This is a genomic window from bacterium (assembly GCA_024226335.1).
Lineage (GTDB): Bacteria > Myxococcota_A > UBA9160 > SZUA-336 > SZUA-336 > JAAELY01.
Window position 1 is genome coordinate 13,302 of sequence record JAAELY010000079.1, and the last position, 13,940, is coordinate 27,241.

Here is a 13,940-nt window from a genome sequence, read left to right on the forward strand (position 1 = left end):
CGTCTGATGTCCAAAGCGATGCTCGGCCAAACCGGGTACCTCGCGGGTCTCCAGTGCCAGCGACGGCTGTGGCTATCGGCCAACGAGCCCCAGCTCGCAGAAGACCGCACGCCTACGATCGAGAGTCTGATCGCGGCCAGCGCGGCCCTCGAGCTGCGCGCGCGCGGATTATTTGGCGGCGGCGAGGTCGTGAGTGAGCGCGACGATGTGCCCGCCGGAGCCGCCGAACGCACGCGCCAGCTCCTGGCGGACTCTGAAGTTTCCGTGCTCTTCGGCGCCTACTTCGAACTACCCGGACGAACCGTTCGGGTCGATATGTTGGAGCGCGCCGGCGAGTCCGAGTGGCGACTGCTTCGAGTCAAATCGGCCCAGCGCGTCAAGGATGAACATCTGGACGAACTGGCCTACCAGCTCGCGGTCGTTCGCGCGGCCGGGGTCGGGATCGCTTCCGTCGAGGTCCTGCATCCAGACGGGAAGTATCGTCGGCAAGAAGGCGAGGTCGACTGGCGGGCGTTCTTTCGCCGCAGCGACGTGACACGCGACGCCTCCTATCTGGCCGAAGACCTTCCCGATCAAATCGAGCAGATGAAGAGCGCGCTCGCGCTCTCCGAAGCGCCGACAATCGAAGCCTCCCCGCATTGCCGTCGGCCCTATCCGTGTCGTTTCTGGACGCACTGCACGCAATCCCTGCCGGCCGACTGGATTGGCCGATTGCCCGCATTGCGCGCGCAGTACTTCCACGCGCTCTCGGAAGCCGGAGTCAGGACCGTTGCAGAGATCCCCTCCGAGTTTTCGCTGACCCGCCCACAGAAGAACGCGCGACGCGCGATCCTGTCGGGTGAAACCGCGGTTTTTCCCGAGCTGGGACGCGCTCTGGTGGGAAGTGGTCCGCCATCGGACTACCTGGACTTCGAGGCGATCACGCCAGAGGTTCCCATCTTCCCGGGAACGCGTCCCTACCAGACACTGCCGTTTCAGTGGTCCCTGCACAGTCAAACCCCCGACGGCCTCACCCATCGAGCTTTCCTGGCCGAGGGGAACGTCGATCCGCGCAAGGAGTTCGCGCACACGCTCTGCGATGCGTTGCGGGATCGCGATCTGCCGATCCTGGTGTACTCGTCTTTTGAAGCGACGGTACTCGAAGGACTGGCCGACGCATTTCCCGAGCTGAAGAAAGACCTGGAGAGGATTCGCCGGCGTCTCGTCGACCTGCTGCCGATCGCGCGCAATGGCATCTACGCACTCGCCTTCGAAGGTTCGTTCTCACTGAAACGCGTGGCACCCGCGCTCGATCCGGGATTCAGCTACTCCGAACTCGATGGCATCGCAGATGGTGGATCGGCCGCCGGTGCCTTTATGAGTATCGCGCGACAGAAAGTGACACGAGACGAAGCCGAACGCCTGCGCAGCCAGCTTCTGGAATACTGTGCACACGACACGAAAGCCCTGATCGTTTTGCAACAAGCGCTGAACTCCTGCGCAGCACGCGCAAACACGGGCTGAGTCACACGCGTTGATTCGTTAGTCTGGTCTGATGATCGCGGGCGGACAGGCGGAGACGAGCGAAGAGTCGCCTCCGTCCGCCTTTCGATCGCTGCGCTTCTACTGGGTTGCGATCGCAATCGTTCTGGTCGCGGCCGTCGTTCGCATCCTGGCGAGCCTGAACGGACTGTGGCTCGATGAGATCTGGTCTCTCGAGCTTTCCCGGCGCATGACTTCGCCCCTCGACGTGTTGCTCAAACTTCGACACGACAACAACCACCCGCTGAATACGCTTCTCCTGCACTGGATCGGCGAGTCCCAGCCGGGGGGCTCCGGATGGGCCTATCGCTGCCCGGCTCTGCTCTCGGGCGTGGCCAGCGTCGTCATTGCGGGCAGCATCGCGGCCCGGCGCAGTGCGCTGGAAGCCTGTTTCGCATTGCTGCTCTGCGGGGCCTCGGCCTTGCTCATCCACTACTCTTCCGAGGCACGCGGTTATGCGCCCGCCATCGCATTTGCGTTGCTCGCCTTCTGGTTGCTCGACGCGAAGAAAGAACAGGCGGGCGTCGCGCATGCGATCGGTTTCTGGCTTTGCGTGGGCCTGGGTCTGTTCTCGCATCTGAGTTTCATCTACGCCTACGCGGCCTTCGCCGTCTGGTGGTTTGCCGAGCAGCGTGCAGCGGGCGTCGCCTGGACCGATGTCCTGCGTCGCGGGCTGCTCTGGCACGGGGTTCCCAGCGCGACGATCGCTTTGCTCTACCTGCTCTTTGTCCGCGAGTTGCAGATCGGCGGCGGCCCGGCGGTTTCGTTTCCGGGCAAGATTGCGGGCGCGGCTTCCATTTCACTTGGTATGCCACTCGACGGGCCGCTGTCGTGGCTGGGTGCAGCACTCGCGCTCGGCCTGTTTGCGGCGGGACTCGTGTTGCTGCGGCGCTCCGGTTCGCGCCGCTGGATCTTCTACGGACTCGCGGTCGTCGGATTTCCGGCGTTGGCGCTCGCGCTCACGCGCCCGGCCTATCTGGCTCCCCGCTACTTCCTGGTCAGTAGTACGTTCTTTCTTCTGCTCCTGGCCGAACTCGCCGCGGCGGCGTACCGGCACAGCCGGGCAGGGCGGCTCGCCTGTGCCGGAGCGCTGGGTCTGTTCCTGATCGCCAACGCGCTCCACGTCGAACCGCTGTTGCGCTACGGGCGCGGTCAGTATCTGGAAGCCATGCGCTTCATGAGTGACACCTCCGACGGCCCGATCAGGATCGGCTCGGACCACGATCTGCGCACGGGCAAGGTCGTGCGCTACTACGCGCGCTACTTCTCCGCCGATCGCGCACCGCAGTTTCTGGGCAAGGATGACTGGCCCGAGGGCGGAACCGACTGGTTCGTGCTCGAATACGCGGTGGAAGAGAGGGCGCGTCGCGGACGGGTTCCGCCGCGCTTTTTCGTGGACGGCCGGGGACACCGCTACGAGCTGAAACGCGGCTATCCCAGTGCACCGCTGTCCGGCGTCGACTGGTTCCTGTACCGCAATGCGGGTATCCTGGCTCCATGAGTCGAATATTCGGAACGATTCGCCAGAACGGATACGTGGTGCGCGATATCGAGGCGGCCATGAAACACTGGACGCAGGTCTTGGGCGTGGGCCCGTTCTATTACTTCGAAAGCGTTCCGATGCAGGACTTCCGTTACCGGGGCGAGCCATCGGCGCTGACGGTGAGTATCGCGCTGGCGAACACTGGACCCTTGCAGATCGAGTTGATCCAACAGCGAAACGACGCACCTTCCATGTACCGCGACTTTCTGGAGGCCGGAAACGAAGGCCTGCAACACGTGGCCTACTGGACCGAAACCTTCGACCCGGATCTGAAGCGCTGGCTCGACGCGGGCTACGAAATCGGGCAGTCCGGCGGGATCGGAACGAGCGGACGGTTCGCCTACCTGGACACCGAGTCCCATCCCGGCACGGTCGTAGAAGTTTCGGAGATCAGCGGACCCAAGGGCCGCTTCTTCGAGAAGGTGGCCGAAGAAGCTCGCGACTGGGATGGCTCCGAGCCCGTGCGTCTTCTCGGTTAGGCAGGCTGCCTAGCATCCCGTGGGCTGCTAGCGTCCCGTGGGCTGCTAGCGTCCGATCGCGAAGTAGACGACGAAGAGTACCGCGAGTGTGTAGACGATGGGATGCACTTCTCGGGCGCGACCGGCAAAGAGCTTGACCGTCGCGTAGCTGACGAAGCCGACCGCGAGACCGTTCGCGATGCTGAAGGTAAAGGGCATCACGAGAAGGCATAGAAACGCGGGCGCCGCCTCGCTGAAATCGTCCCACGGGATGCGCACGACGCTGCGGCACATCAGGATGCCGACAGTGATCAGAGCCGGAGCCGTCACGGGGTGGTAGATCTCCGCGCCGCTCGCGACACCGGCCCCGACGGCCGAGACGAGCGGCAAAGCAAACAGCGATAGAAGGAAGAGGGACGCCGTGACCACACTGGCCAGGCCGGTCCGCGCTCCGACATTTACTCCCGTGGCGCTCTCGATGTAACAGGTGACCGAGGATGTTCCGAGAAGACCGCCGACCAGGGCGCCGGATGCGTCGACGCTCAACGCCCTTCCGAGTCTCGGGAAGTCCCCGTTCTCGTCGAGCAGGTTCGCTTCGGCGCCGACGGCGTAGAGCGTTCCCATCGCGTCAAAGAGTGCGAAAAACAGAAGCGTCGCTCCCAGCGGTATGTACTCCGTTCGCAGCGCTCCGATCAGGTCGATCTGAAGTCCGGGAAGATCCCACGAAGGCAGGGCGAACCAGGCGCCATCCACCCGCACCAGACCCAGCGCCGCACCTGCGATCGCTGTGATGACCATGCCCCAGAAGATCGCCGCGGCGCCGCCTCGGGCCATCAATCCCAGAGTGACGACGAGACCGAAGACGGCGAGCGTCGCATGGGCGGTCGCGAGGTTGCCCATGCGGACCAGCGTCACCGGATCGTCGACGACGATGCCCGATTCCTTCAGGCCGATCAACGCGATGAACAAGCCGATTCCGACACCTGCTCCGAAACGCAGGGACGGTGGCACCGCCTTCGTCAACGCGTGGCGAACGCCGCTGACCGTCAAGAGCAGGAAGATCAGCGACACGATCACCACGAGTCCGAGCCCGGCCTGCCAGGATTGATCGCCCGCGCAGATCGTGTAGGCGAAAAACGCGTTTAGCCCCATGCCCGGTGCGAGTGCGATCGGCAGATCGCAGAGAAGACCCATCAAGAACGTTGCGAAGGCGGCGGCGAGTGCGGTGGCGAGAAAAGCTCCGGCGGCGGGCATGCCGCCATCGGCGAGGATCATCGGATTGACCACGAGGATGTAGGACATCGTCATGAAGGTGGTCAGGCCGCCGAGGACTTCGCGCCTGACGCTCGAGCCTGCCGCCGCTATGCCGAAGAGCGGTGTTCCAGCGATTCCACTGCCGTTCTCACTCGTTTTCATCGTGCTCGATGACCGGATCGAAGCCAGTTCTTCCTGAAAATACTCTCGGGTTCTGGCCGTCTACAACGAGTATCCCGCGCCCGGGTCGGAATCTACAGGTTCTTCACAGAGTCGACCGCCGACAATCCCAACACGAAGAGTGCTTCGGGTCAAACCGGGTACCGATTCGTGAGCCGAAACGGACGGGACCCGTATTGCTACTGACATGTGCTTTCGCAGACAACGGGGACTTCGTCCAGGCACTGCTCATACTGTGCTGAGGTATTCGCATCGCAACTCTGATATGTGCTGGTGCAGACATCATGACAAGGCTGCGGAAGGGGTAGAATGGTGCAGGCCGAATGGCATGATTGGTCGGCGATTGAACAGACACTATCGCCCAATCCCTTCGCGGAATTGCAATCGTTGGTCTCAAAGAATGTGCATCCGGCTATGCAATTGCAGCGTCTCGCGCAAACGTTGAAATCAGTTTCCCAGAGGCGGGTACAGGTATTCATCGCCGTATCGACGATCTTCATGCAAGTCGTCTTTTGCGCGGAGCAGACCTGCAGGCAGGTTGTGTTTCCCGCACAAGCGCTCTCGCAAGTGGCGTTCTGGTCTAGACAGATCTGAGTTGCGGTGGATTGATTGGTCAAGCATTCATCTTCGGCGAGTGTCTGCAACCCAGAACAGCTTTCGCTGCAGGTCTCCTCGGTGCAGTCCGCTTTACAGCCATCGCCCGGCAGCAGGTTTCCGTCGTCGCAGACTTCGGGCGATGCGAGCGTTCCATCCCCACAGACGGGGCCGACGCGGCCCGTGCAGCCGGATCGGTCTTCCGCGAGAGCGGAAGTCAGAAGGCGAGTGCGAATACCAGTGTCAAAAGGCGAAACAGGATCATGAGCAACTCCAGAGCGGCAACGCGGCATTCTGCCACACCCCGAATCTCCGCATTGGGGTTTTCTTTTCGCGGCCTGCTAGGTCAGTTGCTGGCGCATCTCCGAACCGACCTTCCGGAAGCCGAATTTCTCGTAGAACGGCTGGTTTCGTTCGGTCGCTTCGACCAGATAGAGGCCGTAGTCGGCGCAACCGCGTTGCCTGGCTCGATGCACGGTTTCTCTGACCAGCAAACCTCCGACGTCCTTTCCGCGAGCCGCGGGATCGACGATGAGTTCCTCGAGCTGGCAGTACTCGCCGCCGTAACGCATTGCGAGATTGAAAGAAACCGAGGCGAGTCCCAGCACCACACCATCTTCTTCTGCAACCAGGATTTCGCCCCGCTCCTGCTCGAGAAGCGCGTCAAACGCAGCACCCGCGGCTGAGTGGATGCTTCCCCCGGCGACCTGGGCGAGAGCGTCGAGTAGTTCGAGGCAACGACTCCGGTCACTCTGTGTTGCCATTCGGACTTCGACACTCATCGTCGACTCCTTGGGATTGGGATACGAGCTATTTCAGGCGCTGGGTCGGGATTTGCCGAGGATCGAAACCCGCCCCCCGATCCTGGAGTGAGGGTAGTAGTCCCAGATCGCGTGATGCTGCGTGGAGATGTTGTCCCAGAACGTGAGGGTCTTTGCTTTCCAGTGCACGCGACAGGTGATCTTCGGGGTCGAACTGATGTGGCGGAACAGCAGTTCCAGAACCGCGCGGCTCTCGGCCCCGCTGAGACCCACGATACGAGTGGTGAAGCCGCTGTTCACATAGAGCAGCTTGCGGCCCGTCTCCGGGTGCCGCACCACGACAGGATGCTCGGTGCGCAGGAAGTCCTTGTCCGGTGCGGGCGACCCGATGCCCATCGCCAGTTGTTCGGAGTAGGGCCCGGCACCGTCGTGGATCGCCGTCAAGCCTTCGAGGAAGTTCTTCATCGGCTGGGAAAGCAACTCGTAGGCCTGGTTCATATCCGCGAACAGCGTATCGCCGCCACCACATTCGGGGATCTCGCGGATATAGAGCATGGAACCCCACAACGGAATCTCTTCGCAGCTCACATCGGCGTGCCAGCCGTCCCCGGCGGTGAAAGGTGATTCGGCGTTGGTGTGCACGGGCAGGATTTCGGGATGCGACATCTTCGCACCGCGCAGTTGCGGGTGGACGTGAAGGGGGCCGAAGCGCGCACCGAAGTCCTTGTGTTGTGCGGCGTCCAGTTCCTGTTCGGGAAAGACCAGCACCATCCAGTCGCGTAGGGCCCGGCGGATTTCCTTCTCCTGCTCTTCCGAGAGAGGTGCAGAAAGATCGATGCCTCGGATCTCCGCACCGATGTGAGGCGTGAGGGTCTCGATCTCAAAGCACTTGAATTCGAGATCGCGATCCGGAACTGCGATGCGTCCGGGCTTGTGTTCGAGGGGCATGCTCGTCTCCCTTGCGGACCAGATGGCGGAATCTGCTCCGCCACTGCCGCCAGCATACCTCAGGGCCGAGTACGGTACGCGGGCCTGCACATGCAGCGACTCGGCTGAGCCGCCGTGCGCGGATCAGCCTCCCGTTGAGCTCGGCAACATCTGCCAGCTGGCGATGTACTCGGTGCCTTCCAGGCTCGGCGCCGGGGAGCGTCGGGAGAACTCGCCCTTGCAACCAGCTTCGGCGGTCGCCAGGTCGAAGTGACACATCGCGATACCCATATCGACCATCTGAAGATCGATGCCGCGCATCATTTCGTTGTAGCGAGGTGTGCGCTCGAGATGGAAATCGAAGCACCCCGCATCGCGCTCGATGATTCTCCAGGGCTGCTTGTTGCTCGCAGACGGAGCCAGACGCAAGCAGGCCAGTGCGGCTTCGAAACGTCCCTGTCTGGGAAGCGGCGTATCGCGGTCCCTGAGGAAGAATATCGACTCCCAGGGCTTGCGCTGATCCGCGCCCGCCAGCCGTCGCATGATGCGCTCGCGCAGACTTTTCTGTTTGGTCGCATAACCCACCGGAGTCACCACCGGAATGATCTCGTCTTCCTTCGCGCCCGCGTTGCGGGCGAAGTTTGCCCGGCGAAAGGTTCCACCCATCCAGCACGTCCCGAGTCCGAGTCGTGTGGCTTCCAGGATGATCTTCTCGACGCAGTAGCCGACATCCACCCGCGCAGAGGCCGTGTCCGCAATCGCGGCCACCAGATACAATCGGGCGCCCTTGATGATCCCATAGGTCCCGAGGCTGCGAGCTTCGTCGGTCGCCAGTTCGTCGACGTCGATCATTTCGATGCGACACTGGTTGCCCATCGGCCCTGTGCGGTTCTCAGCGATGACCTCTTGCAGGCGGGTTCGCAGTTCGGGGGGCACCGGGCGCTTGGCCTCGTAGGCGCGCACGGAGATTCGTTTGGCGGCAATTTGAGTGATCGGATCCAAGGTTTTCTCTCCAAGACGTCGAGGTCCGGCCGTGACCGAGACAGGTTCAGCGGCGCCAGTCTAACAGGTTGGAAAGATCTCCTCCCGTCACCCCGTGACGTACCGGGAAATGAGGGTCTGACATAATGCGATTACCCGAACCGCAGGAGTACTCCGCTATCCGCTTTCTCGAGACAGTCCGACGCGCGAAAGCCTACCTGGAGGAACAGGGCCGCGTCTCGCTTCGCGCGCTGAGCCGTGAGTTCGAACTGGACGAGGAATCTCTGGCCGATCTGGTCGAGGAACTCGTGGACGTGCAGCAGGTCGCGGCTCGGGAGAGCAAGGTTCTTTCCTGGGTCGGCTCTGCCAGAGCGACTTCCGGCGAAGAGATGCCGGTGGGTACGGCAAGACCTTCCGCGGAAGCTGCGACTCGACAATCTGGCGGAGCGGAGCGTCGCCAGCTGACGGTCATGTTCTGCGACCTCGTGGATTCGACGGATCTCTCTCAACGTCTCGACGTCGAGGATCTGCGCAACATCGTGCGCGCCTACCACGAGTCGGCTTCCCGGGTCGTCGAAGATTACGAAGGTCACGTCGCCCAGTATCTGGGGGACGGCCTGTTGATCTATTTCGGCTATCCGCAAGCCCGCGAAGATGCCGCGGAGCGTGCCGTCCGAGCGGGGCGCGAGATTCTCACGGCGCTCGTCCGCTTGAACAGCACACTCGATTCGCAACACCGCATCCGCCTTTCCGTCCGGATCGGTATCCACACGGGTCCGGTCGTAGTCGGAGAGATGGGAGGCGGTGCGAAGAGCGAGACGCTTGCACTCGGTGACACCACGAACATCGCAGCGCGTCTTCAGGCAATCGCCAAGGCCGACACGGTGGTGGTCAGTGGCGCTACTCTGCGGCTGGTCCGGGGAAAGTTCTCGACGAAGGATCTCGGCACTCCGGAACTGAAGGGGATCACCGAACCGATCCACGCGTATTCCGTACTGCGCTCGTCCCGCATTCATGGTCAGCTCGACGTGGATCCGCGCAAGCTCACTCCGCTGGTGGGACGTGACCAGGAGCTGGGATTGCTGCTCGAACGCTGGGATAAGGTCGAGGAGGGCGAAGGGCAGGCGGTGTTCCTGTCGGGCGAAGCCGGCCTCGGGAAGACACGGCTGTTTCGAGCGTTCCGCGAGCGGATGGCCGACACGCCCCACGGCTGGCTCGAATGTCGTTGCTCGCCCTACACACAGAGGACCGCCTTCCAGCCCGTGATCGATCTTCTCGAGCAGGAAATGGGTTTTCAGAGCGGAGACGATCCCGAGACGAAGCTCGCGCGTCTCGAAGAAGGCGTAGCGGCTGCCGGTCTTTCCGTTGCAGAGGCACTGCCGTTGCTCGCACCACTGCTCTCGTTGTCCCTCCCGGATCGCGTGGCCTCCGTCGAGTATTCCCGCGAGCTTCAACGCAAGAAGACCATCGAGGCACTGGTCGCCTGCGTCTTCGGGCTCGCCGAGTCGCAGCCGCTGGTGTTGCTGGTCGAGGACCTCCACTGGTGCGATGCATCCACGCTCGAGCTTCTGGGTTGGTTTCTCGAACAGAACGCCACCGCAAGAGTCCTGACGCTGATGAGCTTTCGGCCCGACTTCGAGCCGCCCTGGCCGGTGCGCTCTCACATCACACCACTTGCGGTAAAGCGGCTGTCCCGCCGCCAGGCCACGAACATGGTCGGTCGCATGACTCGCGACGTGCCGTTGCCCACTGCGGTGATCGAACGCGTCGTGGAGCGCGCCGATGGTGTGCCGCTCTTCGTGGAAGAACTCACGAAGATGGTATTGGAGTCGGGTCTGGTCGAGGAACGAGAGAGTCGCTACGAGCTCACGGGATCGATTGCGGAACTCGCCGTGCCGGCCACGCTCCAGGACTCGCTGATGGCGCGTCTCGATCGACTCGACGAGGGCAAGGAGGTCGCGCAACTCGGCGCCGTTCTCGGACGCGAGTTCAACTTTGAGTTGTTGCGCAGCGTCTGGCTCGATGAGGAATACCGCCTGCGCGCAGGATTGGTACAACTCGTGGATGCCGAACTTCTTTTCCAACGGGGAGCGTCGCCCGCGGCCGAGTTCACCTTCAAGCACGCACTGATCCAGGAGACCGCCTACCAGTCACTCCTGCGGAGTGACCGCCAACAGTTTCACGCGCGCATCGCGCGGGTGCTCGAAGAGCAGTTCCCGGAGCGTGTACGGTTGGAGCCGGAGGTCATCGCATGGCATTGCGATCAGGCCGGGCTTGCCGAGAAAGCCATCGCGAATTACCAGCGCGCCGGTGAGCAAGCGAGGGAGCGAACGGCGAACGAGGACGCCGTCGGTCACATCCGGCGCGCACTCGAACTGCTGACGACACTCCCTGAGTCTCTGCAGCGCGACCGGGTGGAGATCGGTCTACAGATGGAGATCGCGGTGCCATTGGGTGTGGCGCGTGGATTTGCTCACCTGGAATGCCAGGCCGCCTACCAGCGAGCCTACGAGTTGGCCGAGCGGACCGGTGACGCCCCGGAGCTGCCTCGAGCTCTCGTGGGATTGTCGATGACCCACTACATACAGGGAGAACTAGCGACTTCGAGAGATCTCGCCGAGCGCGCGCTTGCGGCGGCCGAACCGCGCGGAGACACCAGCAGCCTCGCCTACGCCCATGAATCCGTTGGCCAGTCGCTCTACTGGGAGGGCGAGCTCTCCCGCGCCCTTCATCACTTCGAGCGGGCCATTCTTCTCGATGACGGAAGCGATCGCGTTTCACTCGCAACTCCCGGGATCGATTGGGAGCCCTGCGTCGTTTCACGCAGCCACGCGGCGCACTGCCACTGGGTACTCGGCCGACCCGATCGCGCCAGGGCGTTGAGTCTGGAGGCCGTGACCGTCGCCGAGGGAAGAAAGCAGGTGATGAGCCATGCCATCGCCTTTCATTTTGCGAGCTTGATCAACGCGCTGCGCGGCGAGTACGCACTGACCCTGCAAAGCACCGAGGAACACATCGCGTTGTGCGAAAGGCTCGGCTTTCCCGTCTATCTCGGTCTGGGCCGGACGTATCGAGGTTGGGCGCGAGCCCACCTGGGAGAGGCCGATGAAGGCATCGCGGAGATGCAGCGCGGAATCGTCGAGGTCGCGGGAACCGGCGGCAAGATCGGAGCGGGCGAGGGGATGAGCATGTTTGGCGAGGTTCTGTTGTCCGTCGGACGCGGCGAAGAGGCTCGAGGGGCTCTCGGAATTGGCAGTTCCCTATCCGAACAAAACGGTGAGCACCTGTGGGACGTCGAACTGCGCAGGCTACAGGCCGAGATCCTCCTGGACGTGGACGACGCTTCGACCGAGGCCGAAGGCCTGTTTCAAGAAGCGTTGGAGATCGCGAGGAATCAAAAGGCAAAGTCCTGGGAGTTGCGCGCCGCCACGGGGCTCGCGCGGCTGTGGCAGCGCCAGGGCAGGAAATTCGAAGCTCGCGACCTTCTCGCTCCCGTCCACGGCTGGTTCAGCGAGGGCCTGGACACGCGAGATCTGAAGGATGCAAAGGCGTTGCTGGAGCAACTGGCGTAGCCAGCGGCCCGCTTCACGTCGAGGCGAGTTCGCTCGCCGGATCGCCTGCAATTCGCGTGTGCTTCATCAGCCTGAGTTCTCCGTGGTCATACGGTCGGGCACGATGCAGTAGACAGCGATTGTCCCAGATGGCGACATCCCCCACCGACCAATGGTGTTCATAGACGCGCGGGGGCTGGCACGCGAACTCGGCCAGTTCTTCGAGCAGCCGCTCGGATTCTTTCGCTTCGAGACCCGGGATGCCGTAGGCGTGTCGGCCGATCAGCAACGAAGGGCGTCCCGTAACGGGATGGATCTTGACGAGTGGACGCAGGGGAGGCGGATCGTCGTGGAAGCCGTATCCGGGAATCGCGCCGTTAATCCGGGCGGGAGTGTGGCCGATCTTGGCCTGGCTGTAGTGCAGCGAGTGATAGGCGGATAGCTCCGCGATTTTCGTCCGGGTGGGATCGTCGAGCGCATCGTAGGCGGCCCGCATGTCCGCCCATTCGGTTCCCCCGCCCGTGCTGGGTACCACGTGAGCCGAGAACACGGCTCCCTTGGCCGCCAGGGGCATGTAGGAACTGTCGACGTGCCAGCCCTCGGTTCCCCGCAGTACCTCCATGACGGCATCGCCCTCCGGCCGCAGGCTCCCATCGCGCCGCTGATTGGTCATGTACACGAGTTCCTGACCATTCATGATCTCGATCTCGCCGAAGTGCCGCGCAAAGGCGATCTGATCGGCCTCGCTCAGGTGCTGTCCGGGGAAGATCAAGAGAGCGAACTCGAAGAACGCCGACTCGATCGCCGACCAGTCGACGTCGTCGAGGGAAGAGAGGTCGACATCCGCCACAACGGCTCCAAGGGTTGCGTCGATCGGATCGAGAATCAGTCCACCCATGCTCGCTCCCTTCTGTTCAGGACCTGGCGAAGTCCACGTCGCATGCGTCTAGCCTACTCCAGAAGTGTTTCCGGCGGAAAGTCCACTCGTTCGACGCTTCCCCCGCGCGCGGTCATACTCCAAATAGGATCGTGAATTCGCATGCGGCCCGGGACATCTGGCACGGGCCCGCGGCGGGAGGAACGGATGGAACTTGGAGTATGCGTAGCTTCGAACATCGCGGACATCGACTACGTCGTTCGGGCGGAGGAACTCGGGTACACGCATGCCTGGCTGGCCGACAGCCAGATGATCTGGTCGGATTGTTACGCGACCCTGGCTCTGGTCGCCGATCGCACCGAGCGTATTCGCATCGGAACCGGGGTCGCGGTGAGCGGAACACGCCCCGCAGCGGTTACTGCGGCCTCGATTGCGACGATCAATGTGCTGGCTCCAGGCCGGACCTTTCTGGGCGTTGGAGCTGGTAACACCGCCATGCGTATCATGGGCCAGCCGCCGCATCGTATCGCCGAGTTCGATCGCTATCTCGAGACGCTCTCGCCTCTGCTGCGAGGAGAGGAAGCCCATCTGCAGGTCGGTGAAGTCGAGCGGCCGATCCGACACATCATGCGCGACGCTGGATTCGTGAACTTCGAAGCGCCGATCCCCCTCTACGTTTCGGCTTTCGGCCCGCGCTCACTGGGTCTGGCCGGGCACCATGGGGATGGTGCGATTCTCGCGATGCCACCCCATCCCTCCGCGATGGAATTCTACTGGCAGCACATCGAAGCGGGTGCGAAACAGTCCGGTCGAAGCCTGGACAGAGAGGAGTATGCGACGACGGCCCTGACGACCATCGTCGTCCTGGACGAGGGAGAACCCGTCGATTCCGAGCGCGTACGCAATGAGTGCGGTGCCTTCGCGATGGCAACGCTCCACTACGCCTACGACCAGTGGCGGCAGTTCGGGCAGCAACCGCCTCCCTATCTATCGGAGGTCTGGGAGGACTACTGCGCGATGCTCGACAAGGTTCCCGCGGAGCGTCTGCACCAGCGCATTCACTCTGGTCACAACTGCTGGGTGATCCCCGAAGAAGAGCGCTTTGTAACGCCGACTCTGATGCAGGCCTCGTGTGTGATCGGGACCGCCGACGAGATCGTCGAACGACTGCGTGCCTTTGAACGGGCGGGACTCGATCAGGTGATGATCCTGCCTTCTCTCGAACCGCGCTACGAGGTGATTGAACGCGTGGCTCGCGACATCATGCCGAGGATCGCTTCGAAGGCCTGAGCG

At 62.8% G+C, this 13,940-nt stretch carries 11 protein-coding genes; 5 read left to right on the plus strand and 6 right to left on the minus strand.

Features of this window, described 5'->3' with window-relative positions:
• Positions 1-6 precede the first annotated feature (6 nt).
• The 3 genes from GY725_03475 to GY725_03485 are packed head-to-tail and all read left to right on the plus strand — an operon-like array spanning position 7 to position 3,543.
• On the plus strand, positions 7-1,503 hold the full coding sequence (locus GY725_03475) for a DUF2779 domain-containing protein (protein MCP4003235.1): 1,497 nt from the start codon (positions 7-9) through the stop codon (positions 1,501-1,503).
• Positions 1,504-1,534: 31 nt separating this feature from the next.
• The gene (locus GY725_03480; GenBank protein MCP4003236.1) at positions 1,535-3,022 is read left to right on the plus strand and encodes a hypothetical protein; all 1,488 of its coding nucleotides are present in this window, start codon (positions 1,535-1,537) and stop codon (positions 3,020-3,022) included.
• On the plus strand, positions 3,019-3,543 hold the full coding sequence (locus GY725_03485) for a VOC family protein (protein ID MCP4003237.1): 525 nt from the start codon (positions 3,019-3,021) through the stop codon (positions 3,541-3,543). Before GY725_03480 ends, GY725_03485 begins: the two co-directional genes overlap by 4 nt.
• Before the next feature lie 45 nt (positions 3,544-3,588).
• Here the strand turns inward: GY725_03485 and GY725_03490 are convergent, their stop codons facing one another.
• The 5 genes from GY725_03490 to GY725_03510 form a co-directional block, all read right to left on the minus strand.
• Positions 3,589-4,938, minus strand: coding sequence for an NCS2 family permease (locus GY725_03490; protein ID MCP4003238.1), 1,350 nt, complete (start codon positions 4,936-4,938; stop codon positions 3,589-3,591).
• A 197-nt stretch (positions 4,939-5,135) separates the two neighbouring features.
• Positions 5,136-5,843, minus strand: a complete 708-nt coding sequence (locus tag GY725_03495) for a DUF4215 domain-containing protein (protein ID MCP4003239.1) — start codon at positions 5,841-5,843, stop codon at positions 5,136-5,138.
• A gap of 48 nt (positions 5,844-5,891) precedes the next feature.
• A complete protein-coding gene (locus GY725_03500) occupies positions 5,892-6,332 on the minus strand; it encodes a GNAT family N-acetyltransferase (GenBank protein ID MCP4003240.1) in 441 nt (146 codons plus the stop codon).
• Positions 6,333-6,365: 33 nt separating this feature from the next.
• Entirely contained in the window at positions 6,366-7,259 is an 894-nt protein-coding gene (locus GY725_03505; protein MCP4003241.1) for a taurine dioxygenase, read from the minus strand.
• Positions 7,260-7,382: 123 nt separating this feature from the next.
• The gene (locus GY725_03510; protein ID MCP4003242.1) at positions 7,383-8,240 is read right to left on the minus strand and encodes a nitroreductase; all 858 of its coding nucleotides are present in this window, start codon (positions 8,238-8,240) and stop codon (positions 7,383-7,385) included.
• Between the two features lie 125 nt (positions 8,241-8,365).
• Here GY725_03510 and GY725_03515 point away from each other — a divergent pair, with 125 nt between their 5' ends.
• Positions 8,366-11,791 (plus strand): AAA family ATPase, encoded by a 3,426-nt coding sequence (locus GY725_03515; protein MCP4003243.1) that lies wholly within the window; start codon positions 8,366-8,368, stop codon positions 11,789-11,791.
• A 13-nt stretch (positions 11,792-11,804) separates the two neighbouring features.
• On the opposite strand, the gene GY725_03520 is transcribed toward GY725_03515, so the two are convergent.
• On the minus strand, positions 11,805-12,668 hold the full coding sequence (locus tag GY725_03520; GenBank protein MCP4003244.1) for a TauD/TfdA family dioxygenase: 864 nt from the start codon (positions 12,666-12,668) through the stop codon (positions 11,805-11,807).
• 186 nt (positions 12,669-12,854) lie between these two features.
• Here GY725_03520 and GY725_03525 point away from each other — a divergent pair, with 186 nt between their 5' ends.
• Positions 12,855-13,937, plus strand: a complete 1,083-nt coding sequence (locus tag GY725_03525) for an LLM class flavin-dependent oxidoreductase (GenBank protein MCP4003245.1) — start codon at positions 12,855-12,857, stop codon at positions 13,935-13,937.
• Positions 13,938-13,940: the final 3 nt, after the last annotated feature.

Excerpts from the sequence above, each read along its gene's own strand:
- GY725_03520 (MCP4003244.1), bottom strand. The coding sequence starts at position 12,668 with ATGGGTGGACTGATTCTCGATCCGATCGACGCAACCCTTGGAGCCGTT.
- GY725_03490 (MCP4003238.1), bottom strand. The coding sequence starts at position 4,938 with ATGAAAACGAGTGAGAACGGCAGTGGAATCGCTGGAACACCGCTCTTC.
- GY725_03495 (MCP4003239.1), bottom strand. The coding sequence starts at position 5,843 with ATGCCGCGTTGCCGCTCTGGAGTTGCTCATGATCCTGTTTCGCCTTTT.
- GY725_03505 (MCP4003241.1), bottom strand. The coding sequence starts at position 7,259 with ATGCCCCTCGAACACAAGCCCGGACGCATCGCAGTTCCGGATCGCGAT.
- GY725_03485 (MCP4003237.1), top strand. The coding sequence starts at position 3,019 with ATGAGTCGAATATTCGGAACGATTCGCCAGAACGGATACGTGGTGCGC.
- GY725_03525 (MCP4003245.1), top strand. The coding sequence starts at position 12,855 with ATGGAACTTGGAGTATGCGTAGCTTCGAACATCGCGGACATCGACTAC.
- GY725_03480 (MCP4003236.1), top strand. The coding sequence starts at position 1,535 with ATGATCGCGGGCGGACAGGCGGAGACGAGCGAAGAGTCGCCTCCGTCC.
- GY725_03515 (MCP4003243.1), top strand. The coding sequence starts at position 8,366 with ATGCGATTACCCGAACCGCAGGAGTACTCCGCTATCCGCTTTCTCGAG.
- GY725_03475 (MCP4003235.1), top strand. The coding sequence starts at position 7 with ATGTCCAAAGCGATGCTCGGCCAAACCGGGTACCTCGCGGGTCTCCAG.
- GY725_03500 (MCP4003240.1), bottom strand. The coding sequence starts at position 6,332 with ATGAGTGTCGAAGTCCGAATGGCAACACAGAGTGACCGGAGTCGTTGC.